Source organism: uncultured Megamonas sp. (genome assembly GCF_958438645.1).
Taxonomy (GTDB): Bacteria; Bacillota; Negativicutes; order Selenomonadales; family Selenomonadaceae; genus Megamonas.
Genome location: NZ_CAUBSM010000003.1, coordinates 215,301 through 239,554, shown reverse-complemented (window position 1 = coordinate 239,554; position 24,254 = coordinate 215,301). Strand labels below are relative to the sequence as shown.

General features: G+C 30.8%; 24 protein-coding genes and 2 tRNA genes. 10 read left to right on the top strand and 16 right to left on the bottom strand.

The genetic code is table 11. The features are described 5' to 3' along the window. Positions 1–45 precede the first annotated feature (45 nt). The gene (locus tag Q5I67_RS04430) at positions 46–270 is read right to left on the bottom strand and encodes a hypothetical protein (protein ID WP_296896914.1); all 225 of its coding nucleotides are present in this window, start codon (positions 268–270) and stop codon (positions 46–48) included. 142 nt (positions 271–412) lie between these two features. On the opposite strand from Q5I67_RS04430, the gene Q5I67_RS04425 reads away from it, so the two are divergent. The 7 genes from Q5I67_RS04425 (at position 413) to Q5I67_RS04395 (ending at position 6,799) form a co-directional block, all read left to right on the top strand. Next, positions 413–1,072 carry a Crp/Fnr family transcriptional regulator gene (locus tag Q5I67_RS04425; protein ID WP_302486478.1) on the top strand — a complete coding sequence of 220 codons (660 nt, stop codon included), beginning with the start codon at positions 413–415 and terminating at the stop codon, positions 1,070–1,072. A gap of 33 nt (positions 1,073–1,105) precedes the next feature. Next, positions 1,106–1,693, top strand: coding sequence for a hypothetical protein (locus tag Q5I67_RS04420; protein WP_302486477.1), 588 nt, complete (start codon positions 1,106–1,108; stop codon positions 1,691–1,693). Between the two features lie 196 nt (positions 1,694–1,889). After that, positions 1,890–2,567, top strand: coding sequence for a FadR/GntR family transcriptional regulator (locus Q5I67_RS04415; RefSeq protein ID WP_296896904.1), 678 nt, complete (start codon positions 1,890–1,892; stop codon positions 2,565–2,567). Continuing rightward, entirely contained in the window at positions 2,568–2,933 is a 366-nt protein-coding gene (locus tag Q5I67_RS04410) for a CidA/LrgA family protein (RefSeq protein WP_302486476.1), read from the top strand. It abuts the gene before it with no gap. Positions 2,934–2,937: 4 nt separating this feature from the next. Then, entirely contained in the window at positions 2,938–3,633 is a 696-nt protein-coding gene (locus tag Q5I67_RS04405) for an LrgB family protein (RefSeq protein ID WP_296897367.1), read from the top strand. Positions 3,634–3,820: 187 nt separating this feature from the next. Beyond that, the gene (locus Q5I67_RS04400; protein WP_302486475.1) at positions 3,821–4,237 is read left to right on the top strand and encodes a cupin domain-containing protein; all 417 of its coding nucleotides are present in this window, start codon (positions 3,821–3,823) and stop codon (positions 4,235–4,237) included. A gap of 297 nt (positions 4,238–4,534) precedes the next feature. Beyond that, on the top strand, positions 4,535–6,799 hold the full coding sequence (locus Q5I67_RS04395; RefSeq protein WP_302486474.1) for a glycogen/starch/alpha-glucan phosphorylase: 2,265 nt from the start codon (positions 4,535–4,537) through the stop codon (positions 6,797–6,799). 92 nt (positions 6,800–6,891) lie between these two features. On the opposite strand, the gene Q5I67_RS04390 is transcribed toward Q5I67_RS04395, so the two are convergent. From Q5I67_RS04390 to Q5I67_RS04320, 15 genes are all read right to left on the bottom strand, one after another. Continuing rightward, complete coding sequence (locus Q5I67_RS04390) at positions 6,892–7,698, bottom strand: 2-thiouracil desulfurase family protein (RefSeq protein ID WP_302486473.1); 807 nt, start codon at positions 7,696–7,698, stop codon at positions 6,892–6,894. A 119-nt stretch (positions 7,699–7,817) separates the two neighbouring features. Continuing rightward, on the bottom strand, positions 7,818–9,893 hold the full coding sequence (locus tag Q5I67_RS04385; RefSeq protein ID WP_302486472.1) for an alpha-glucoside-specific PTS transporter subunit IIBC: 2,076 nt from the start codon (positions 9,891–9,893) through the stop codon (positions 7,818–7,820). A 155-nt stretch (positions 9,894–10,048) separates the two neighbouring features. Next, positions 10,049–11,383, bottom strand: a complete 1,335-nt coding sequence (locus Q5I67_RS04380; protein WP_208854021.1) for a 6-phospho-alpha-glucosidase — start codon at positions 11,381–11,383, stop codon at positions 10,049–10,051. Between the two features lie 310 nt (positions 11,384–11,693). Next, positions 11,694–12,161 (bottom strand): MarR family winged helix-turn-helix transcriptional regulator, encoded by a 468-nt coding sequence (locus Q5I67_RS04375; protein WP_296898954.1) that lies wholly within the window; start codon positions 12,159–12,161, stop codon positions 11,694–11,696. Between the two features lie 82 nt (positions 12,162–12,243). Further along, positions 12,244–13,431, bottom strand: a complete 1,188-nt coding sequence (locus tag Q5I67_RS04370) for an MFS transporter (protein ID WP_302486471.1) — start codon at positions 13,429–13,431, stop codon at positions 12,244–12,246. A gap of 228 nt (positions 13,432–13,659) precedes the next feature. Continuing rightward, entirely contained in the window at positions 13,660–14,424 is a 765-nt protein-coding gene (locus Q5I67_RS04365; protein ID WP_296898952.1) for a MurR/RpiR family transcriptional regulator, read from the bottom strand. Positions 14,425–14,581: 157 nt separating this feature from the next. Beyond that, positions 14,582–14,770: a hypothetical protein gene (locus Q5I67_RS04360; RefSeq protein WP_296898951.1), complete on the bottom strand. Its 189-nt coding sequence runs from the start codon at positions 14,768–14,770 to the stop codon at positions 14,582–14,584. A 49-nt stretch (positions 14,771–14,819) separates the two neighbouring features. Beyond that, a complete protein-coding gene (gene feoB / locus Q5I67_RS04355; RefSeq protein ID WP_302486470.1) occupies positions 14,820–16,715 on the bottom strand; it encodes a ferrous iron transport protein B in 1,896 nt (631 codons plus the stop codon). Between the two features lie 19 nt (positions 16,716–16,734). Continuing rightward, entirely contained in the window at positions 16,735–16,959 is a 225-nt protein-coding gene (locus Q5I67_RS04350) for a ferrous iron transport protein A (protein ID WP_302486469.1), read from the bottom strand. Between the two features lie 187 nt (positions 16,960–17,146). Further along, positions 17,147–18,214 (bottom strand): tRNA 2-thiouridine(34) synthase MnmA, encoded by a 1,068-nt coding sequence (gene mnmA / locus Q5I67_RS04345; protein WP_302486468.1) that lies wholly within the window; start codon positions 18,212–18,214, stop codon positions 17,147–17,149. Positions 18,215–18,320: 106 nt separating this feature from the next. Beyond that, complete coding sequence (locus Q5I67_RS04340; protein WP_302486467.1) at positions 18,321–19,679, bottom strand: replication-associated recombination protein A; 1,359 nt, start codon at positions 19,677–19,679, stop codon at positions 18,321–18,323. Between the two features lies 1 nt (position 19,680). Then, positions 19,681–20,130: a dUTP diphosphatase gene (dut, locus tag Q5I67_RS04335; RefSeq protein ID WP_302486466.1), complete on the bottom strand. Its 450-nt coding sequence runs from the start codon at positions 20,128–20,130 to the stop codon at positions 19,681–19,683. Positions 20,131–20,220: 90 nt separating this feature from the next. Beyond that, a tRNA-Cys gene (locus Q5I67_RS04330) sits at positions 20,221–20,295 on the bottom strand. A gap of 3 nt (positions 20,296–20,298) precedes the next feature. Continuing rightward, positions 20,299–20,373, bottom strand: a tRNA-Gly gene (locus tag Q5I67_RS04325). 183 nt (positions 20,374–20,556) lie between these two features. Then, positions 20,557–20,901, bottom strand: coding sequence for an ASCH domain-containing protein (locus Q5I67_RS04320; protein WP_181805708.1), 345 nt, complete (start codon positions 20,899–20,901; stop codon positions 20,557–20,559). A gap of 258 nt (positions 20,902–21,159) precedes the next feature. Here Q5I67_RS04320 and Q5I67_RS04315 point away from each other — a divergent pair, with 258 nt between their 5' ends. From Q5I67_RS04315 to dusB, 3 genes are read left to right on the top strand one after another with little or no spacing between them, the layout of a single operon-like run. Next, positions 21,160–22,140 carry a biotin--[acetyl-CoA-carboxylase] ligase gene (locus Q5I67_RS04315; RefSeq protein WP_302486465.1) on the top strand — a complete coding sequence of 327 codons (981 nt, stop codon included), beginning with the start codon at positions 21,160–21,162 and terminating at the stop codon, positions 22,138–22,140. A 20-nt stretch (positions 22,141–22,160) separates the two neighbouring features. Then, complete coding sequence (locus Q5I67_RS04310) at positions 22,161–22,979, top strand: type III pantothenate kinase (RefSeq protein ID WP_296898936.1); 819 nt, start codon at positions 22,161–22,163, stop codon at positions 22,977–22,979. Further along, positions 22,976–23,932: a tRNA dihydrouridine synthase DusB gene (dusB, locus tag Q5I67_RS04305; RefSeq protein ID WP_302486464.1), complete on the top strand. Its 957-nt coding sequence runs from the start codon at positions 22,976–22,978 to the stop codon at positions 23,930–23,932. The genes Q5I67_RS04310 and dusB overlap by 4 nt, the downstream gene beginning before the upstream one ends. The last annotated feature ends 322 nt before the right edge of the window (positions 23,933–24,254 follow it).

The following is a 24,254-nucleotide window of genomic DNA, read 5'->3' as shown; positions in this document are numbered from 1 at the left end:
CATAAAATAAATTAATAGCATTCTTCGGGTTTTATTTCATAAAAATTATGCGTCTTGTTTACAAATAATTACAATATCTTTTATTTCAGCACGGAAGAAATCTGCTGTACGACCTGTATTACTTTCATAGAAAGAAATACAATCTGAACCAGGTAAAGAAGTAGAATCATGATCTCTAAAAATTGTAGGATTACCTACATATTCTCTACCATCATTACAAATTACTCTCACAATATAATCTTTGTATTGTTTAAAATCTTCATTAAACATGCACAATCGCTCCTTAAAACTTTGATTATTATAATTTTACCTTATACTGTCTCTATTATCAACTAGTAAAGAATTATTTACAATATTTTATAATCGAGTATAATACTTATATATGTTGTTTTTCCAACAAAGGAGTGTTTTTATGCAAAAATATTTAGATATACTCAAAAATTCAGCTCTATTTTCTGGTATTGATACAAAAGACTTAATGAATATGTTCAAATGTCTATTGATGAATATAAAAACCTATGAGAAAAATTCCTATATTCTCAAAGCCTCTGAACCACTTGTCGAAGTAGGCATAATTTTAAAAGGTAGAGTAAATATCATCAAAGAAGACTATTGGGGCAATCGAACTATTCTCACAACACTTTCAACTGGAGATTTATTTGGCGAGAGTTTTGTCTGTACAAATATCAATAACAGCTGTTTCAGTATCGTAACAGCAGAAAAATCAGAAATTATGTTTTTAAACTATCAAAAGATAACTTCACCTTGTCAATTTGCTTGTAATTTTCATGCTAAAATCATTCAAAATATGCTTTTACTCATAGCTCAAAAAAATATACAACTAACCACAAAGATTGATCATTTAAGCAAAAAAACTACACGTGAAAAAATTTTATCTTATCTATCTAGTGAAGCCATCAAAAATAATAACAATTCATTCATCATACCATTTAATCGTCAAGAATTAGCAGATTTTCTCTCTGTTGAAAGAAGTGCTATGTCTGCTGAATTATCTCGAATGCAAAAAGATAAATTAATCACTTATCACAAAAATCACTTTACTTTACTGTAATCATCAACTAAGAAATCAATCAGGAGGATTTTCATGTTTAAATCACTAACTTGGCTTATAAAATTTAGAAAAAACTTTAAAAATCTAAAAAAATATTATCAATTTATCATTTATGCTACAAAAAAAGATTTTACTTATTATCAAAAAAAGCAAAGTTTAAATGATTATCAAATAGAAGAAGTACTTTTTTATATAGCTCGTATACAAGATTACTACCAAAAAATATCATCAATGTCACTTATTCAAGCAGCTATTACTAAAAATCAAGAATTACAAACTTATATTGGCTTGTTCAAAAAAAATGTATTTAAATGCAATGAAATTTTAATGATAGGTGCTCGTCATGAATTATTATTATTTCAACAAGATATAGATTTTCTAATCAATAATAAGACTCATGATTTATTCAACCATTTAAGCCCTGATATTCAAACTGCATTTATTACCATCTATAAATTGACTTACAACACTATAAAATCTATAGATGAAAATAATTTACAAAATTTTGCCCAATCTAAATATAAATTAGATATATTTTTAGAAAAACTCAGCAAACGTCTATCTCCACAAAAATACAACAATCTTTTAAATGAAATCAACAAACTCCAACAAAAATCTTAATAAAAATTTCTTATTACCACTTTTATTTTATCAATTTTTCATATTTATTTTATCAAACTTTCATAGAGAAGAAGTAACCTTTTCGTTACTTCTTTTTTTATGCAGATTTTATCTATATTTCCTCTTGACTTCAACATAATTTAATGTATAATAATTGGTACTACCAATTATTTAATTAATAGATAGGAGTACATAGTTGGAAGATAGAGGATATATATTAGTTTTACAGTATATAAAAGAATTAATTATTTCGGGCAATCTCAGTGTTGGCGACAAACTTCCCACTGAACGCAAATTATCCGAAACGCTATCTTTAAGTCGCAATACCATTCGCGATGCTATGCGAATCATGGGAAGTATGGGCTTTATTGATAGTCGTCAAGGCTCTGGAAATTATTTATCCAATAAAATCAGCGGTAACATCTCAGCAACTATAAATTTCATGTTACTATTAGAACAATCAAATTTTACTGAGATTAATCAAATCAGGCGAGCAATCGCTTTAGAATGTTTTCGCCATATTTTTACTAAATGTACTAATCGAGAAATAAAATTACTTCAAAAAGTAGTTACTAAAATGGAACAAAGTCATCGTGAAAGTCATTATGATAAATTATTCCATGATATCATCTTGCGGATCTCTAGAAATAAATTGATGATCAGCATGATGACAGCACTCTCTAATGTATGTTGTAAACTCATAGATAATATTTTTTCTTGTGCTACTGCTGAGACTAAAAACAACATTATAAATTCACACAAAGAAATTTTAAATTGTATCATCAATCGCAATGAATTAGCCGGTTATGCAGCTATCAATCACCATTACGATTTAGTTGATAAAGAAATATTAAAATGGAAGGCGGTTCTTTAAGTGAGATTACTTGAACAATTTGGTATTATTTTAACATTAACTTTTATCGTTGAAACTTTTAAGGAACTAGTTCCATTACCTGTTCCTGCTAGTGTTTACGGTCTAATTCTAATGCTATTATTATTAAAATTTAAAATTCTAAACATAGCTTCTGTTAAAGATGCTAGTAAATTATTAATTGAAACTATGCCGATTATGTTTATTCCTGCTGCTGTAGGATTATTAAATGCTTGGAATGTAATCCGTGATTTATTAATTCCTTTAACTTTAGTCGTAAGTCTAACTACAGTTATTGTAATGGTTATTTCCGGTCATATAACACAATTCATAATTGTTTCTAGTAAGAAGAAAAAAGGAGCTTGCTAATTAGATGTTACAGGATCTTATTTTTAATTCAGCTTTATTTGGTTTGATTATTAGTTTATTAGCCTATGAAATAGGTTTACGCATTAAACGCAAATTAAAAATTGCCATTTTCAATCCATTGTTAATAGCAATAGGTCTTATAATTACTTTTTTAGTAACCTTCGATATCGATTATGAAGAATATAATCGCGGTGCTAAATACTTAGGTTATTTATTAACACCAGCAACTATCTGTCTTGCTGTTCCTTTATATGAACAACTGTCAGAATTGAAAAAGAACATAAAAGCTATCATGGCTGGTATAGTCTCTGGTGTAATCACTAGTATGAGCTGTATTTTAGCTTTATCTATTTTATTTAGCTTTAGTCATACAGAATATGTAACACTTTTACCAAAATCCATTACCACTGCTATTGGCATTGGCATATCTGAAGAATTAGGTGGTATTGTTACTATTACTATCGCAGTTATCATCATCACTGGTGTCTTTGGCAATATGACTGCTGAATACGTTTGTAAAGTATTTAAAATTTACGAACCTGTTGCTAAAGGTGTAGCCATCGGTTCTTCTGCTCATGCTATGGGAACTGCTAAAGCTATTGAAATGGGCCCTATTGAAGCTGCCATAAGTAGTTTAACTATTGCTGTAGCTGGTATTGTTACTGTAATTGCTGTTTCATTCTATGCTACTTTATTATAAAATTTAACACTTCATCTAAAGACTGCATATCACAGATTGATTTGCAGTCTTTTTATTTTTCTTATTTATCATTTTTACAAAAAAATAAAAAGCTCTACATCAAAATACTTATTTTTAATATCTTGACTTGAAGTTAACTCCAAGTTGTATAACAATATTAAGAAATAATTATTTGGAGGTAATCACCATGTCTACATTAAAAGAATTTAGTGATTCTTTAATTTTTCCATTAGGAGATAAATTACCAGAACAATTCAGCAAATTTTTTATTGGTCAAGCTCATTTAAATATGCTCACTACTAAAGGTGTCTCTATTGGCAATGTCACTTTTGAACCTGCTTGTCGCAACAATTGGCATATTCACCATAAAGGCGGTCAAATATTATTAGTGACAGCTGGCGAAGGATATTATCAAGAATGGGGAAAACCTGCTCAAAAATTAAAAGCTGGTGATGTTGTCAATATTCCTGCAGAAGTAAAACATTGGCATGGTGCTACAAAAGATAGTTTCTTTTCTCATTTAGCTATTGAAGTTCCTGCTGTTGGTGGCTCTAATGAATGGCTTGAACCTGTAACTGATGAAGAATATTTGCAATTAAAATAATAAAAATTCCAGATAAAATTAAATTTATAAACCAGAAACTGCATTTTTAAAATTAACCTACTATAATTTTAGAAATGCAGTTTTTATTATCTACTCTAAAGAAATTTAAACTTTTAATATCTATATATTTAATATATGTAATTAATTCTTTTTTCTTACTCTTTAGAAAAAACCTTAAGTATTGACACTATATATTATAATATAGAACTAGAGAATAACCTTTACAAAATATTGCTTATTTTCTAATCTAAATATAGTGGTGCATAATCAAAGTTTAATATTAAAGGAGTAGAAAATATGCAAACTAAATTAACTAATATTTTACAAACTCAATTTAATAAGACAATTGAAGATTGTACAAACGAAGAATTATATGCTGGATTATTAACTCTAGTAAAAGAATTAAGTAGTGACAGGAAGCCAACTTCAACCCCTCGTAAACTTTATTATATTTCTGCTGAATTTTTAATAGGTAAATTATTATCCAATAATCTAATAAATTTAGGTATTTATGATGAAATAAAAACCTTACTTGCTAATAATGGTAAAAACTTAAGTGATATAGAAGAAATTGAACTCGAACCATCTTTAGGTAATGGTGGTCTTGGAAGACTTGCTGCTTGCTTCTTAGATTCTATTGCAACTTTAAATTTATCTGGTGACGGTGTAGGTTTAAATTACCATTTTGGTTTATTTAAGCAAAAATTTGAAAATCATCTTCAAAAAGAAGAAAAAAATCCATGGATTACAGATAAATCTTGGTTAAATGATACTAATATTGGTTTTGATGTTGAATTTAATAGCTTTACTGTTCATTCCAAATTATATGATATTGACGTATTAGGCTATCAAAAAGGCTTAAATAAATTACATCTTTTCGATATTGATACTATTGATGAAAGTATTGTTCATGATGGTATTTCTTTCAATCAAAAAGATATTCGTAAAAACTTAACTTTATTCCTCTATCCTGATGATAGTACTAAAGAAGGTCAAATGCTTCGTATCTATCAACAGTACTTCATGGTTAGCAATGCAGCTCAATTGATCTTAATGGAAGAAAAAGCAAAAGGTCATGATTTACATCAACTTCATAAATATGTATGTATCCAAATCAATGATACTCATCCATCTATGGTAATTCCTGAATTAATCAATCGATTAGTTTTAGAAGGTATCGATTTACATGAAGCTATTGATATCGTATCTAAAACATGTGCATATACAAACCACACTATCTTGGCTGAAGCACTTGAAAAATGGCATCTTGAAGATTTAAAACAAGTAGTACCTCAACTTATTCCAACTATTCAAGAATTAAATGCTATTGCTAAATCTCGCAGTGATAACAAAGCTGTACAAATCATTGATGAACATAATCTCGTGCATATGGCTCATATGGATATTCATTTTGGCTATAGCATCAATGGTGTTGCTTCCTTGCATACTGAAATTCTCAAAAACAGCGAATTAAAAGCTTTCTATGAATTATACCCAGAAAAATTCAATAACAAAACAAATGGTATTACTTTCCGCCGTTGGTTATTGCACTGCAACCATGAATTAAGTCAATATATCACATCTTTAATCGGTGATGAATACAAAACCGATGCTACAAAATTAAAAGATTTATTGAAATTTATCGATGATGAAACTGTTTTAAATAAACTCTTAACTATCAAACAAAATCGTAAACAGGATTTATGCAACTATTTAAATAAAACAATGCACTTAACTTTAAATCCAAATAGCATTTTTGATATTCAAATTAAACGTTTACATGAATATAAACGTCAACAAATGAATTTACTTTACATCATTCAACTTCTCCAAAAAATCCGCAGTGGCTATATCCCTTCTACACCTATTACTTTCATTTTTGGAGCCAAAGCTGCACCAGCTTATATCATTGCTAAAGACATCATTCATGCTATCTTATGTCTTCAAGATATTATCGCTAAAGATCCTGTAGCTTCCAAATACATTCAAGTAGTAATGGTAGAAAATTATAATGTAACTAATGCCGAAAAACTTATTCCTGCTTGCGACTTCTCCGAACAGATTTCTCTTGCAAGTAAAGAAGCTAGTGGTACTGGTAATATGAAATTCATGCTCAATGGTGCTATTACAATCGGTACTGAAGATGGTGCCAATGTAGAAATTCATGAACTTGTTGGCGATGATAATATCTATATCTTCGGTGAAAGCAGTGATCAGGTTATCGCTCATTATAACAACAGTGATTATGATGCAGGAAAATACTATAACAATGATGAAATCATTAAAAATGCCGTAGACTTCTTAATTTCCGATGAAATGATATCTATCGGACAGACAGAAAATCTTCATCGTTTACATCATGAATTAATTTCTAAAGACTGGTTCATGAGTCTATTAGATTTACAAGCTTATATCCAAACAAAAGACCAAGCATATAGTGATTACGAAGATCGCTTAGCTTGGGCTAAAAAATCTTTAATCAATATCGCTAATGCTGGTTACTTCTCTAGCGACCGCACAATTGCTGAATATAATAATGATATCTGGCATTTAGATAAATAAGTTTAATTCAGCTTATAACTTAATTCCATAAAAAATACCTAATGAACTATGTATAAAGTAAAATTTATCACATAAATTCATTAGGTATTTTTTTATTCTATATCATTTTCACTGATTACCATGATTTTATTATCTTTTAATAATTTAGCAAACAATCCATTTCCTTCTACTAGTGTATGTGAAAAAGTTCCATCATAAATATTTTTACTACCACATGTAGGACTATTCGCTTTCAATATAGCCAAATCTATATTTTTATCTTTTAATTTTTCCCATGCCCTATCTACACCATGAAGAAAAATATCCGTCATATCCTCATTATCTTGCGTTATGACTTTATTATCTTTTATTTCTACAGGCTTTCTAGGAATACTAAGCCTTGTCAATATTTCTGGGCAAATTTTATACACTTTTTTATCTTTTAATAAATGCTCTATTTCTTCATTATAATTATTCTTGCCATTATATTTACAATTATCGCCTAAAAGACAAGCACTTACTGCAATCTTTGAACTTAAATATATTTTTAATTTATTTACGATTTTTTCATCAGCTGCAAGCCAATTCACACTGTCTAATTCATCTTTTGTCAGCCATTTTGCCTCATCATGTATTTCTTCATTAATTACAAAATCATCTATACTGCAAATATAGCAATCCATAATCATATGAAAATTAGGATACGTATAATCTATCGTAGCAAAATAACTATTAATTTTAATATTTGCATTTAATTCTTCTTTTATTTCTCTAATTAATGCTGTTTTTTTATCTTCTCCTTCTTCTATCTTTCCACCTGGAAATTCCCAACCACCTTTAAACTCTCCATAACTTCTTTTAGTTGCCAAAATTTTATCTTTATCTTTAATTATCGCTGCTACAACTCTTATACTTTTCATATCTTCACCTTATATCTCAAAATTTAATTATGTTTATATCACTCTTTCTATTATATTATAAAAATTATAGCAAAAAGGCAAAATATAATATTTTACCATTATATTTTGCCTTAATTTTCTTAATAAGTGCCTACAGTTGTTTTACCTGCAATTACTTTTTGTTCTTTTTCAAATTTTAATAAGCTATATTGGTCAAAATTAGTAGCTATCATAATAGTGATTGGATTATATCCAGCTTTTTTGATTTTTTCAATATCAATTTCTACTAATTTATCGCCAACTTTTACTTCGTCGCCAGCTTTGACTAAAACTTTGAAGCCATCGCCTTTCATATTGACTGTATCAATACCTATATGAATTAAAATTTCCATATCTGTATCAAGTTTAAGACCAAGAGCGTGTCCTGTTTCTTCCATTACCATCATAACAGAACCATTAGCTGGTGCTGTAATATATTTTTCAGTTGGAATAATTGCTACACCATCACCCATAGCACGAGAAGCAAATGCTTCATCAGGTACATTTTCAATAGATACTAAATCACCAGTTGCAAAAGCTTTCAAGCTTGGAGATTTATCAGTATTAGAAATTAATTCTTCTTTTTGAAGTACATCTGGACCTTGAAGTAAAGCTTCAAAACGTTCACGAACTTGCGGTACAGAAAGACCTACAATTACTTGAATAGCACAACCATTATGAACTAATCCATGAGCACCTGCTGCCATAAATACATTTGTATCTTTTACTAAGCTATCATCTTTTACTGTTACACGAAGACGAGTAGCACAGTTTGTAACATCTACGATATTATTTTTACCACCTAAAGCTTCTAAAAATGCAGCAGCTTTTCTATCACGTTCATCGCCTGCTACTTTTTGTTTATAATCAGCTTTTCTATAAAGTTTGATTTCCTCATCATCACCACGACCAGGAGTTTTCAAATTAAGTTTTACAATTAAAAATCTAAATACAACGAACCAAATACCAGTAAATATTAAACCAATAATAATTTGTGTGAGATATGTGTCCCAATGATTATTAAAAAGCGGTATCCAGTTTTGGAATAAGTCTGTATCAAGTAAGCCACCGCCAAAATTACCAGTTACACCAAAGAAATAAAGTGTAGCTGCTAAAGTACCAGCTAAAATAGCATGAATTAAGAATAATACTGGTGCAACAAATAAGAATGTAAATTCAAGTGGTTCAGTAATACCGCATAATACTGCTACAATTGCCGCTGGAAATAACAAAGAACCAACTCTTTTACGATTTTCTTTCTTAGCAGAAAAATAAATAGCAAGTGCGATACCTGGACACCCAAACATTTTACTCATACCATGAAGTGCAAAACCACCTTGAGGGAATAATTCAATAAGAGGCTTTGTAGATTGAGCAAATTCTTGAATATGTTGAAGCCAATAAGCCTGTATACCGCCATCTACAACTGCTGGGCCATAGATAAATGGAATATAGATAAAATGATGAAGGCCTGTTGGTATTAAAATACGTTCAAGGAATGTATATACCCAAACACCAAGTACACCTGCACCAGTCAAGAAACCTTGTAATGATGCGATTAATGATTGGAAATGTGGCCAAATCAAGCAGAATAAAAGTGCTATAGGTAACATTAGTACAAAACCTGCAACAACAACTAAAGAAGAACCTTTAAACAGACCAAGCCATTCTGGTACATCAACATCAAATAGTTTATTATGTAACCATACAGCTATTGAAGAAATTAAAATAGCACCAACCATACTTGTATCAAGTGTTTTAATATTAGCAATTGTTGTCAGACCACTACCTGGAACAGCTTCTTGTGCAAAATCTACGCCAAAACTTGCTCCCCATAAATTGAGCATTGCGGATATAAAATAATTAAAAATAAGATATATTAAAAATGCTTCCATTACAGCTCTAGCATTTTCTTTTTTAGCCAAACCAATAGGTAGACCAATTACAAATAATAAAGGTAATTGATTAAATACTGTCCACGCACCTTGTTCGACAATATACCAAAAATCATACCAACCCGTCCCTTTTTCGGCTATAGAACCTAATATCATTGGATTTTTACACAAAATTGACACTGCTACAAAGATACCAAAAACCCCAAACATTATGACCGGTGTGAACATCGCACCGCCAAAACGTTGAATTTTTTGCATCACAACATCTTTATTAAATGCCATTTCTCTCGCCAACCTTTCTTCGCTCTTATATTTTATTAATATTACTATTTATGTAAACCTTCTGAATACTTTATTCAAAAATCAAGGCACAAAGTAATATGCTCTGTGCCTTGAAATTTTAGTAATACAATTCTCTTAATATATACTTCTCTTTATTATTTTAATTCAGGCCAATAATCTTTATTTGCTTCAATTAAATCATCTAAAATAGCTTTTGCTACAGATGCACTTGGTACTGTTTTAGATAAAGTGAGTGCTTGCCATAATTTCTGATAGCTACCTGTAATCCATGCTTCTACAACAAGTTTTTCTACAGATACTTGCTGTTCCATCAAACCTTTTTGGAATTGAGGAATTTTACCGATGCAAACTTTTTCATAACCATTAGAACCAACGATACAAGGAATTTCTACCATAGCTGTTGGATCAAAGTTAGAAATAGCACCATCATTTGGTACGATTAAAAGCATACGAGCTTTTTTGTTGAAAGCAATAGCTTCTGCAAGGTCTACGATATAGCTTGCATGGTCATCACTTTGGAATTTACAATCAACAGCTGTACCTTTTTCTACAATTTCTTTAGCTGCTGCAAATACATTTTTTTCACGATGTTCCATAACTTCATTTGCACGAGTATGGTCTGGATGTTGATTGTCATGATTAAATACATAATCAGAGAATAAGTAATATTTTAAATATGTGTTTGGTAATGTATCTGGGTCAACAGCATAAACATCTTTAGCTTTGCCAAAAGTATCATTCCAGCTAGCTTCATCATTATGAGCTTCTGGATTTACAATATAACCATATTTAGCAACATGTTCTTTGATACGTGGCATTAAATCATTACCATCTTTATCGCGGATATCACACCACCAACCAAAATGATTGAGTCCATAATAGCGAACAGTCATGTCTTTTCTGCCACCTGGAAGACCTAAAATTTCAGCCATTCTGTCTTCAATACCTACTGGCATATCGCAGATGTTGATGATTTTAGAATTTGGACGAAGTCTTCTAGTTGCTTCAGCTACGATAGCTGCTGGGTTAGAGTAATTGAGCATCCAAGCATTTGGAGAATATTTTTCCATATAATCTAAGATTTCAATAACTCCACCGATAGAACGCATACCATAAGCAATTCCACCAGGGCCACAAGTTTCTTGACCAAATACACCATGTTTCATTGGAATTTTTTCATCTTTTTCACGCATTGCATATTTACCAACGCGAATGTGAGCCATTACAAAATCTATATCAGTGAATGCTTCTTTTGGATCTGTTGTATAAGAAAATGCAATTTCAGGAGCACGTTCTTTTAATAAGATTTCACATGCTTTAGCAATTTTTTCCTGACGTTCTGCATCATTATCATAAAATTTAATCTGACGAAGTGGGAAACGGTCTGCATGATCTAAAAGCATCATTACAATACCTGGTGTAAAAGTACTTCCGCCACCTGCAATTACAATTGAAGATTTTTTCATAATTAAAACCCCTTTTCTTTAATCATAAATTTCATTTATGTATTAGTTTTTGTTTTTTATCAACCTCATGGCTATATAATAATCTAATACACTCACAAATTCAATAGTTTCAAGGCTTTTAGGGCATTAGCAACCATTGTTGTACCATATCACATCAGATGTGATATATCACACTTATATAATCAAACTATTTATAGTATAAATAGTTCAAATTAAAACAAATACAATATTATCATAATAACAAAAAATCAGCCTAAAATAATATAAAAAGCATATATCATTTCAAGCTGATTTTAATATTATACTATATTTATTATTTTTCACTCAATGTATTATCATAAATACGACGCATAAGTTTAAATAATGCAAAACGTTCTTCTTGACTCAATCCTTTTAACGCTTTTATACGATGTTGTGATACTTTTTCTTGCAAAAAATCATAAATCTCTAAAGCATGATTTGTAAGAAATATATATTTTTCTCTTTTTCCTTGAAGACGCTTACGTTCTACAAGATTTTTTTCTTCCATTTTTTTTATAGTTTTAGATATAGCTGCTGGTTCTACATTTAACATATTCGACAATTCCAATTGAGAAATCATGTCATGTTCCTTTACCATTTTTAAAACAGACCATTCCGAACTATATACATCTGCCGTATAAATTTCATTATTAAGCGTTTTGGAAAAAGCCCTCATTGTTTGATAAAGTTGATGTATTAACAAATCATCCAATCCATCTTCTACTTGTGATAATAAATTATTATCATCTGTTTTATTCATAACCTAAAATTCCTTTCTGCCAATTATATCTTCGTTATAGCAGAAAAAATCTTATATGACAACATAAAAATCACTATAAAATTTAAGCTAATCTATGTCTTTCTTTTTTAACCTTCTTTTGCAATACAAAATGATTAAATAAGAAAAATGCTATAAATATTATCATAACTGCAATTACATAATAATACATATTAACATAACCAATTGAACCAGCTACACTACCCAATAAAATAATACCGCTACTAGTACCGATATCTAACATATTATAAAAAGTTGCACTAGCACCACTACGACGATCAGGAGTAACAACATTGAGCATCCAAGTCATAAGAGAAGGTAATAATAAACCTCCACCAAGACCATAAAATACAGAAGCTACTAACAATATTGTTAAAGATTGTGCAGAAACCAATATACCTAATCCAATCAAATATAAAATGCCACCTGGCAAAATTACCCAGAAACCACCTTTGCTATCAAAGATACGTCCACCAAAAGGTCTTGAAATGAATACAAATATTGTACCTACGATAAAGAATAAACCTGCATTTTCAATACCAACTTCATTAGCCATCATCGCAATAAATGTATTTACACTACCATAAGCCGCACCAAATAAAATTGTTAATATAGCAGGAATACCTGTACCATATTCACATATTTTATGACGAATAGAAATACTTTTCTTTTCAGCTGGCAAAGGAGCTTCTTTCGCATTACATAATTTTGCACTAACAGCTGCTAAGAGAGTAACTACCATAGAAGTTAAAAATAATATATTAGCACTAAAATCAGTTAATAACATAACCCCTAAAGCAGGAGCTACAGCCATAGCTACCGTACTACCTAAGCCAAAATAGCCAATACCTTCACCACGTCTCTGAGCTGGAATTACATCTGCGACTAAAGCTGCAGCAAAAGTAGTACTAAGACCAAAACCTATACCATGTAAAATACGAGCTACTATCAAGGAATATACAGAAGTAAACATATCATAACCTAAAGTGGCTAAAAAAGAAAAGAGCAAACCTATGTATAAACATTTTTTCTTTCCTAATTTGCGAACACCTGTGTCAGTAAATAAACGAATAAAAATTGCAGAAAAACCAAAAATCCCTGTTATAATTCCAATTTCCGTACCACTAGCTCCAATGGAAGCTGCATATAAAGGCAATGTAGGCAATAAAAAATGAAAGCCTGCAAATAATAATCCATTAGCACCAACCAAAGCTATAAAATTTCTAGTCCACAATTTTACACTTGACATCATACCATTCCTTTCATTGATTTAACTAGTTAAGTTTAACTTTAAAAATATATAATTAACTAGTTAACTGTGAGCTAATAAATAATATAAACTTTATATAATAACATGTCAATACTAAGCGAAAATGTTTTATAAATTCAATATTTATAAATTTTCTAAATATAAATATATCATATAAACTACAATAAAAGACGACATCAAAGTTTTGAATTTCCAATGTCGTCTTTTTATCTATTCAATTTGTTCTGCACAATATCTACTATAACTCACAAACCACATTTCCACCGCTAAGAAAAAACCTAATAAAGACTTATATTCATAATCTAATGTAGCTGGTAAATCTATAGGAGTAATATATAAATTTTCTGTACTAAGCGTTGCTAAAGTATTGCTTTTTAATCTTGTTAAAGATATTACTGGTATCTTTTGTAAATGTAACCTTTGAGCTATATCCACTACATTTTTAGACTCTCCACTCAATGAAATAATAATAAATAAATCCTCACTTGTTACATTTTTAGAGATAATTCCCATTTCATCAGAACCTTTTATTTCGTAAACAAATATATTACAATTCACAAATAAACGAGCTATTTCACTTGCAACATTTTTTTGCACATGACCAGATGCATAAACAAAAATTCTCTTTGCTTTATATAAAAGCTTATTTAATCTTGTAAAATCTTGTTTTGCTATTTCCTCGCCAACTTGTTGACATAAATTTACTGTTGCTTGAGCAATATCCATAGATGGTTTTTCCCTAGCCTGACTTATTTCCATTTTTAACATCATTTTTAAATCGCTAAAACCATCTAATCCCAATTTCTTAGCAAAACGAAGCACTGTAGTTCGAGAAACATTGCAATTATTGGCTATATCATAAATAGAAATATAACAGCATTCCTTTTTATGTGCATAAATATAACGCCATACAATTAAATCTGTAGGATTTAATTTATCTAATTTATTATTAACTAATTCTTCTAATGTCATCATTTCTGCCTCTTTTATTGATATTTCAATAGATTTCTTATAATATAGTATTTCAAACATTAACTTGTATGTCAAATAAAAAAACAGTTATTAGCATTATAACTAATAACTGTTTTCTCATATTTATAAATTTTTTAATTAAATCACAAAAAAACAAATCTTATTTACTACTCTTTTGACTTACATGACATCCACTACAATGACAAGCTCCTGAGCAGCCACCACTTCCACCTCCACAAGAATCACATTTTCCTGAAGAGAAATTATGATATATACGTTTCAATCCAAATATAAAACAAATTGCAATCACCGCAAATATAATCCAAGTAGCAATATCACCAGTTGTCATGTTAAGACCTCCTTTTATCATTTACTAATTATATCACAAATAAAATCTATCAAAATCCTAATAATATACCAATACGATATACCAATAAAGAAACAATCCAAGCAACTACAAAATTACCAATAGCTGATAAGAACATCCATTTCCAACCGCCAGCTTCTTTTTTTATTGTACCAAGTGCTGTCATACATGGAGTATACAACTGACTAAATACCATAAATGCTAATGCAGACATTGTCGTAAATGCCATCTGTAAGCCTGTATTGGCCACCATACCTACAGCTTCAACAGTTTCTGTATCTGGGCTTAAATCAGGTAAACCATATAAAATTCCCATTGTAGAAATAACTGCTTCTTTTGCCATAATACCAGTTATAATAGCTGAACCTGCCTCCCATGTATCAAAGCCATGGAAAACAAATAATGTTGACATAATACCGCCAAGACTTGCTAAGAAAGATTCAGACATATCTTCAACTTGACCAGTAAAATTATAACTGCTTAAAAACCATAAAACTACAGACATAGCAAAAATTATTGTGCCTGCTTTTATGAGATAACCTTTTCCTTTATCCCATGTTTCCAATAATACTGTTTTCATATCTGGTAAACGATATGGTGGCAATTCTAAAACAAAACTTGTATCATCTTTCTCAAATACAGTTTTGCTCAATATACTAGATGCCACTATCGCACCAATTATACCGATAAGATACATAGCAAATACAACATCAGCTGCATTTTCACCAAAGAAAATAGCTCCAAACAATGCCATTACTGGAAGCTTAGCACCACAAGTTAAAAATGGTGTTACTAAAATAGTTATCATACGATCTTTTTCTGAATCTAATGCTCTAGCTCCCATAATACCCGGAACAGCACAACCAAAACCGCAGATAATAGGCATTAATGCTTTACCGCTAAGACCAGCTCGACGCATAATCGGATCCATGATAAACGCAACACGAGCCATATAGCCTGTACCATCTAAGAAACTCAAACAGAAGAATAACGTAAAAATAAGTGGTACAAAAGTAAGTACACCGCCTACACCAGCTATAATACCATCACATACTAAAGAATGTAACCAACCAGCTACACCTAATCCAGTCAACGCTTCATCTGCCCAACTATAAAAATCTTCATTAATAAGTACATCTAATTCATCGGCAATTGGTTGACCAATCCATGTAAAAGTAATCTGAAACACAAGATATAACATTAATACTAAAATAGGTAATGCTATAAAACCATTAGCTAATACTTTATCAATTTTTTCAGTGAGATTATTACCTATATTTTCTTTGACTACAACTTGTTCTACGATTTTATCAATAAAAGCATATCGTGCTTCAATAATTGCTTCATCTAATTTTTCTTTATCGCCAATAGTAGCTTTTAACTTTTCAATATTGGCAATATGTTCTTCCACCTGTTTAGAGTTTTTATAACTATCCATCACTGTAGAAGTGAAAATATCTAATAATTTATTAGTTGATTTTTTACTACGACCTACAGTTTCTACTACAGGCATTCCTAATAATTTTTCTAACTTAGCTGTAGAGATTTTAATTCCTTTTTTATTTGCCTCGTCCATCATATTAAGGTCAATCAATACAGGAATACGACGTTCTAATAATTGTAAGCATAAAAATAAATTGCGTTCAATATTAGATGAATCAATGACATCTACAATAATATCTGGTTTTTCTCCACTTAAATAATTTTCTACGATAATTTCTTCTGGAGAACGTCCATTTATGCTATATGTACCAGGTAAATCCATTACAGATATAGCTCTATCATTGTGTTTTGTATAACCTACTTTTTTATCTACTGTAACTCCTGGCCAGTTACCAATTTTTTGTCTAATACCAGTCAATTCATTAAATATCGTTGATTTTCCAGTATTAGGATTTCCTGTCAACGCTACGGATAATGTTGCCACTGTTATCTCCCTCCCATTATTAAGCAATTTGAGTAACTGCTATTTTGGCTGCATCTGATAAACGAATAGACATATTAAAAGAACGAATAGATATCGCAATTGGGTCACCAAGCGGTGCTGAACGCAATACCTTTACCTTTGTTCCTTTTATCATGCCCATACTCATAAGACGCTCTTTTAATTCTGAAGCTTCTATATTTTCCACCTTAACTACCATTCCTGGCTTTGCATCTTTTAATGTCATTATATATTTAACCTCCAATGTATATATATTCAACTATCTATATTTACTTCATTGAAAATAATTATTATTTCTATTAACAACTGCATTATATAGTAAATGATAATCTTTGTCAATAAAAATGATATTTGTTTTCAATAAAATAAAAAAATAAATAGGCAAGAGTATATTTTCTCGCCTATTTAAACTCTCATCTTATTATATTTTTTATTGTACCGCCACCAACAACAATTTCATTATCATAAAATACTACAGATTGCCCTGGTGTTATTGCTCTTTGCGGTTCACTAAACAAAATCTTAGCCAAATTACCATTATCTAATGGTTCCACAGTGCATTCACATTCTTTAGCACCATAGCGAATTTTAGCCGTAGTCATAAATTTTTCCTCAAAATCATCTCGAGTAATAAAATTTAAATTTTTTGCTACTAATCCTTTGGCAAAAACATCTTTATTTTCGCCTACAATCACTCTATTGCGTCTCACATCGAGACCAACTACATATAATGGATGAGCAGCAGCTATTCCTAAGCCCTTTCGCTGTCCTACTGTATATAATGGTACACCTTCATGTCGACCTAATTTATTGCCATTGACATCAACAATATCACCAGGTTTTAAAATATGTGGTGCTTTTGCTTTTAAATAAGCTTTATAATCATCATTTGGAATAAAACAAATTTCCTGACTTTCTGGCTTATTAGCCACTGGCAAATCCATTTTTCCTGCTAACTCGCGAGTTTTTTCCTTGCTATAATTTCCAAGTGGTAACATGAAGTGTTTTAATACATCTTGAGTCAATGTATATAAAACATATGATTGGTCTTTTCTTTCATCTAATCCTTTTTTTAATAAATATCTACCTGTATTTTTATCTTGCTCAATACGTGCATAATGACCAGTAGCCACATAATCTGCACCTAATTCTAAGCAATCTTTTAACAAACTACCAAACTTTACAGTATTATTACATCTCACACAAGGATTAGGTGTTCTACCTTTCGCATATTCACTGATAAAATATTTTATTACATCATCTTTAAATTTTTTATGATAATTAACTACATAATGCGGAATGTTCAAAGCATCTGCTACTTTCTTAGCATCACTGACAGCTGTTGAACCGCCTGCTTCTCTACTTTCTTCACTTAAAGTCATAGTTACACCAATGACATCATAACCTTGTTCTATCAATAAAGCAGCTGTAAGCGAACTGTCTACGCCACCACTCATAGCTACTGCTACCTTTTTTTTCATCTTCTTTTCCCCTCTAAAAATCTATCTACAAATAACGCATTTATATTTCCTAGTAATTAACTAAGATATATTCATATACTAACAAACTAATGCTTTTTTGTCAAAATTAAGCTTTTATTTTTTCACAAAACTGCATATATTTACCGATTTTTTCTTCATATCCATTTGATGTTGGCATATAATATCTAGCATTTTTTATTTTATCAGGCAAATACTGTTGTTTAACTATATGATACGGATAATCGTGGGCATATTTATAATCTACACCATGACCGAGTTTTTTAGCACCTTTATAATGACAATCTCTTAAATGTATTGGCACTTGTCCACAATCTTGGCTTTTTACTTGTTCTATCGCTTTATCAATAGCTAAATAACTAGCATTACTCTTAGGAGCACATGCTATATAAGTCACTGCTTGTGCAAGCGGTATTCGGGCTTCAGGCATGCCCAAAAATTGAACAGCTTGTACTGTAGCCATAGCTAAAACCAATGCTTGTGGATCTGCATTGCCTACATCTTCAGAGGCACAGATAGCTATTCTTCGAGCAATAAAATTAATATCTTCACCTGCTACTAACATTCTTGCTAAATAATGTAATGCCGCATCAGGATCACTACCTCTCATACTCTTGATGAATGCAGACACTATATCATAATGATTATCACCATTTTTATCATATGTTTGAATTTTTTCGCTGATAATACTTTCTACTATATTTTTATTTATGACATGATTCTCTTCTATTGCCACATCGCTTGCTTGTTCTAATATATTTAAAGCTACTCTAGCATCGCCACCAGCATATTGAGCTATTGTCGATAACGTTTCATCATCATATTTAAAGTTATATTTACCTAAACCGCGGACTTTATCTTCTAAAGCTAATTTTAAGATATTAATCAAATTTTGTTCATCTAATAATTCTAATTTTACTACACGAACTCTAGATAATAACGCATGATTTACTTCAAAATATGGATTTTCTGTAGTAGCTCCAATTAAAATAATTCTGCCATCTTCAACATAAGGCAATAATACGTCTTGTTGAGCTTTATTAAAGCGATGTATTTCATCTAAAAATATAATTGTACGTTTATGATAATATCTTCTATTTTCATCAGCTTTTTCAATGATTTTACGCACATCAGAGATACCAGCAGACACCGCATTTAGTCGAGAAAAATCACTTTTTGTCATACCTGCAATCATTTTCGCGAGCGTTGTCTTTCCTGTACCTGGAGGGCCATATAAAATCATCGAAGGAATTTTATCTTCTTGTACCATTCTACGCAAAAATGATTTTTTGCCCAGTATTTTTTCCTGTCCTATATATTCATCAAAATTACGTGGTCTCATTTTCTCGGCTAATGGACGATAATCTTCATCCATCTCTATGGTATTTTTATTTACAGTTTCATTATTTTCACTAGCCATTGCTGAAAATAAATCTAAATCTTGCATATTATTCTCCTGTTGAACCAAAGCCACCACTTCTTATAATATCAACATTTTTTTCATTATCTACAGTCAAAAATTTATAAAAAATGGCTTGAGCTATTCTCATACCCTTAGTAATTTCCACATCTTCATCACCAAAATTTATTAAGCCAATCATTATATGCCCTTCATTGTCTTCATTATTATAATAATCAGCATCAATGACACCCTGAGAATTTACCAAATTTAAATGTTTTTTAAAAGCCAAACTAGAACGAATATGTATACCTAAATATTCATCATCTTGCATATAAGCTTTTAATCCTGTTGCAATCACTGCCATTTGCCCTGCTTTTACTATTTTATCTTCAGCAGCTTCGATATCATAACCTGCTGATTTATTAGTCTTTCTCATCGGCAAATTTATTTTTTTATCTTCAAAACTACTTACTATCTCAAATCCACGTCTACGCAAAAAAACAACTCCCTAAAATTTATTTTAATTATTTTTTATTATATAACAAAAAATGCACTGTGCAATCACACAGTGCATAATAAATTCATTTGGAGGCGGCACCCAGATTTGAACTGGGGAATAAAGGTTTTGCAGACCTCTGCCTTACCACTTGGCTATGCCGCCGTCTGGAGCGGAAAACGAGGCTCGAACTCGCGACCCTCACCTTGGCAAGGTGATGCTCTACCACTGAGCTACTTCCGCATTTGACGTTTTTTGTCTGCCGCTGTATCAGCGACATATATTATTATATGCATAAAGAACTATTTTGTCAACAACTTTTTCGAAAAAATTTTAAAAAATTTTTTAAGACCTCAAAAAGCCTAATAAATAAGCTATTTTCTCACCATTTTGCTAATGAAAAAATAGCTTATTATTCAAAAAATCTTAAAGAACTTCAGAAAAATATATTACTGTTACAGTATCATCTAAAGTAATTCTACGCTGATAAATATTTTCAAAATCTAAACGTAAACCTTCTAATGAATCAATTTCTGGATTTTGATGACCTAAATCTCTTGAAGTCAATTCCGCAAATTTCTTCACACGAACCTTATCAATGATTGCTGTATATAATCTTTTTTTCACTTCATATTTTTTACCAGTAGTAATCCATACTATAGAACTTTCTGGATATTGATTACGAACATCACCTAAACGAACAGTACAATTTTTTTTACGTGACATAATCAGTTCTTCATGTTTTTTTGCTTGAAAGTTTAATGCCATCATTATAATCAGCCTCCAATTTATAAAATATAATTTATTTCTTAAATTTAAGTTATATATATTATATTTTACTAAAATTTGTAAAAATCCTTTTTTCTCATAAAATTTATCTAACTTTATTGCGAATATGAGTTTCATAAGCTATTATATATTTTAACAATCAAGATTTTTATTAAAATATTTATTATAATTATAATTGTATTATGGTTAAAACTTTTATGAAAAGAGGGTAGCTATTGTTATTTTATAACAATTTTTATTATGCGTTCTCAAATCTTAAATTTATTAAAACAAAATCGTAACAAATTTTTATCTGGCGAATATTTAGCTGATACACTAAAAGTCTCTCGAACTGCTATCTGGAAACATATTAAAGCTCTTCGGGATAACGGCTATAATATTGAAAGTGTACCTAGAAGTGGTTATCGTTTAATTGATTCTCCAGATTTACTTTCTAGCGAAGAAATAAAATCTTCACTTACTACTAAAATCTTAGGTTCAGATATTCATTATTTTGATAGTGTAGACTCTACAAATACTCAAGCTAAAAAACTCGCACTTCAAGGTGTCAAAGACGGCACTATCGTCATCAGTGAAGAACAAGGTGGTGGTAGAGGTAGATTATCTCGTTCATTTTTCTCACCTAAATATAAGGGAATTTGGTTTTCTGTTATTTTGAAGCCTAAGTTTTTACCTCAAGAAGCACCAAAATGCACTTTAATGGCAGCTACAGCTATTACTAAAGCTATTGAAGATGTTACAGGTGTAAAAGTAGGAATCAAATGGCCTAATGATGTCTTATACCAAGGGAAAAAATTAGTTGGTATTTTAACAGAAATGAATGCAGAAATGGATTGCATCAATTATATAATTATTGGTATGGGAATTAATGTTAATATTGATAAGGAAGATATGCCTGAAGATATTCAAGATATAGCTACTTCTTTGAGTCAAATTACAGGTCAAAAAATTTCTCGTTTAAAACTTTTAAATAAAATCTTGTATTACTTAGAACATTTGTATATAATCTGTCAAGAGGAAGGTTTTGCACCTATTCTTGATGAGTGGCGTAGATATTCTATAACTTTAAACCAACATATTCGTGTAATTGGCACAAATGAAACTCTAGAAGGTATTGCCGTAGATATTGATGATGATGGTGCCCTTCTCGTAAATATTGATGGACAAATAAAACGTGTGTTAGCAGGCGATGTATCTATTAGACCAGCACAAAGTCGCTAAACTCACAGATGGAGGAAAAAATGTTATTAGTTTTTGATATTGGTAACAGCAATATTGTTATGGGGGCTTATGAAGGTAAACAACTTTACCGTCATTGGCGTATTTCCACCGACCGACAAAAAACAGGCGATGAGTATGGTATGCTCATAAATGAGTTGTTCCGTTTTCAAGGTATGGATATGAATGATATCGACGATATCATTATTTCATCTGTTGTTCCACCTCTTGTTATTCCTATTAGCAAAATGTGTGAACGTTATTTTAAAATAAAGCCTTTATTAGTTGGTCCTGGTATTAAAACTGGTATCCGCTTAGTTTATGAAAATCCACGTCTTTTAGGTGCTGACCGTATTGTAAATGTTGTAGGAGCATTTGAACAATTCGGTGGTCCTTTGATTGTAATAGATATTGGTACTGCTACTACATTTGATGTTGTCAATGAAAAAGGTGATTTTTTAGGTGGTGTGATTGCTCCTGGTATAGGTATGTCTGCTGATGCTTTATTCCAAAAGGCTGCTAATTTACCTCGTATTGAACTTGTTACACCTAAAAATATAATCTGTCATAATACAACTACTAATATGCAAGCAGGTATTATTTATGGTGCTGTAGGACAAATCGATGGCATTGTAAATCGCATAAAAAAAGAATATGGTAAGGATATGACTGTAATCGCAACTGGTGGTCTTGCTCGCATGATTGCAGAAGAATCTAGCACTATTGATAAAACAGATCATTTCTTAACATTGACTGGTCTTCGTGTTCTTTATGAACGTAATGCTGCTTCTAGAAAGGGGTACTTGGAAAGGTTAAAAAATAAGCCTTCAAATAATTTATGAAAATAGGAAACTTAGAAATAACTACTCCCGTTTTTTTAGCACCTATGGCAGGTGTAACTGATACTGCTTATTGTATTTTAGCTCAACGCATGGGCTGTGGTCTTGTTTATTCTGAAATGGTTAGTGATCAAGGTATTAATTTTCGCAATGAACGAACTTTAGAAATGCTTAAGACTGTTCCTGAACAAAGACCTTTGGCTATTCAATTATTCAGTGGTAACCCCGAACGTATGTATAAAGCGGCTAGTTTTGTAGCTTCTTTAGATTGCTGTGATATGATTGATATAAATATGGGATGTCCTGCACCAAAGATAGTCCGCAATAATGAAGGTTCTGCTTTGATGAAAGATCCTGTTTTAGCATATGAAATTATGTGTGCTACTCGTGAAGCTGTAAAAGATATGCCTGTCACTGTGAAAATGCGTAAGGGCTGGGATAGTGAACACTGCAATGTCGTTGAAATGGCTGGGCTTGCTCAAAAGGCTGGGCTTGATGCTATTGCTATTCATGGCAGAACTAGAGAAGAATTTTATCGTGGTCATGCTGATTGGGATATTATTCGCGAGGTTAAACAGGCTGTTGATATTCCTGTTATCGGTAATGGTGATGTTAGAACTTGCCAAGATTTAAAAAATATTTTTGAACGTACTGGTTGTGATGCTGTCATGATTGGTCGTGGGGCTCAGGGTAATCCTTGGATTTTCCGTCGCTTTAAAGAATTTTTGTTTACGGGTGTTGATCCTGGTGAACCTAGCATTGATGAAAGAAAACAGGTTATTTTAGAACATTTAGATATGCTTTTAAAATGGAAGGGCGATTATATTGGTCCTCGTGAGATGAGAAAGCATGCTACGTGGTATACTCATGGTTTGTATGGCAGTGCTAGTTTGAGACAGAAGTTTAATTCGGCTGTTCGTAGGGAAGATTTTGTTAGAATTTTAAATGATATGTGATTATATGATTTTATTTTGTTAAATTAGAGCGATGTTTTTACATCGCTTTTTATTTATTTTTTCGTCTAGACTTTTGCTAAGCTTGCTATTTTTCTATTTTTAAACTACACCTATTTTATGTTGTCTTCTGTCTTTTATTTTCTTTTCTTTTCCAATTGATGATTTGATTTTGTAAAATCTTTGTAAAATCTTTTTTTGTTAATTGACTTTATTTTTTACAAACTATACAATTATAGTATGTTTTGAAAATCTCATATTAGGCATAACCTTTTATAGGCTATGTCTTTTTTATTGTCAATTTATTTTTTATTTTAGAAGGGGT

What these genes read in the sequence shown, in the direction of transcription:
- Q5I67_RS04430 (WP_296896914.1), bottom strand. Translation starts at nt 270, where the DNA reads ATGTTTAATGAAGATTTTAAACAATACAAAGATTATATTGTGAGAGTA.
- Q5I67_RS04425 (WP_302486478.1), top strand. Translation starts at nt 413, where the DNA reads ATGCAAAAATATTTAGATATACTCAAAAATTCAGCTCTATTTTCTGGT.
- Q5I67_RS04420 (WP_302486477.1), top strand. Translation starts at nt 1,106, where the DNA reads ATGTTTAAATCACTAACTTGGCTTATAAAATTTAGAAAAAACTTTAAA.
- Q5I67_RS04405 (WP_296897367.1), top strand. Translation starts at nt 2,938, where the DNA reads ATGTTACAGGATCTTATTTTTAATTCAGCTTTATTTGGTTTGATTATT.
- Q5I67_RS04400 (WP_302486475.1), top strand. Translation starts at nt 3,821, where the DNA reads ATGTCTACATTAAAAGAATTTAGTGATTCTTTAATTTTTCCATTAGGA.
- Q5I67_RS04395 (WP_302486474.1), top strand. Translation starts at nt 4,535, where the DNA reads ATGCAAACTAAATTAACTAATATTTTACAAACTCAATTTAATAAGACA.
- Q5I67_RS04390 (WP_302486473.1), bottom strand. Translation starts at nt 7,698, where the DNA reads ATGAAAAGTATAAGAGTTGTAGCAGCGATAATTAAAGATAAAGATAAA.
- Q5I67_RS04385 (WP_302486472.1), bottom strand. Translation starts at nt 9,893, where the DNA reads ATGGCATTTAATAAAGATGTTGTGATGCAAAAAATTCAACGTTTTGGC.
- Q5I67_RS04375 (WP_296898954.1), bottom strand. Translation starts at nt 12,161, where the DNA reads ATGAATAAAACAGATGATAATAATTTATTATCACAAGTAGAAGATGGA.
- Q5I67_RS04370 (WP_302486471.1), bottom strand. Translation starts at nt 13,431, where the DNA reads ATGATGTCAAGTGTAAAATTGTGGACTAGAAATTTTATAGCTTTGGTT.
- Q5I67_RS04365 (WP_296898952.1), bottom strand. Translation starts at nt 14,424, where the DNA reads ATGATGACATTAGAAGAATTAGTTAATAATAAATTAGATAAATTAAAT.
- Q5I67_RS04360 (WP_296898951.1), bottom strand. Translation starts at nt 14,770, where the DNA reads ATGACAACTGGTGATATTGCTACTTGGATTATATTTGCGGTGATTGCA.
- Q5I67_RS04350 (WP_302486469.1), bottom strand. Translation starts at nt 16,959, where the DNA reads ATGACATTAAAAGATGCAAAGCCAGGAATGGTAGTTAAGGTGGAAAAT.
- mnmA (WP_302486468.1), bottom strand. Translation starts at nt 18,214, where the DNA reads ATGAAAAAAAAGGTAGCAGTAGCTATGAGTGGTGGCGTAGACAGTTCG.
- Q5I67_RS04340 (WP_302486467.1), bottom strand. Translation starts at nt 19,679, where the DNA reads ATGCAAGATTTAGATTTATTTTCAGCAATGGCTAGTGAAAATAATGAA.
- Q5I67_RS04320 (WP_181805708.1), bottom strand. Translation starts at nt 20,901, where the DNA reads ATGATGGCATTAAACTTTCAAGCAAAAAAACATGAAGAACTGATTATG.
- Q5I67_RS04315 (WP_302486465.1), top strand. Translation starts at nt 21,160, where the DNA reads ATGCGTTCTCAAATCTTAAATTTATTAAAACAAAATCGTAACAAATTT.
- Q5I67_RS04310 (WP_296898936.1), top strand. Translation starts at nt 22,161, where the DNA reads ATGTTATTAGTTTTTGATATTGGTAACAGCAATATTGTTATGGGGGCT.
- dusB (WP_302486464.1), top strand. Translation starts at nt 22,976, where the DNA reads ATGAAAATAGGAAACTTAGAAATAACTACTCCCGTTTTTTTAGCACCT.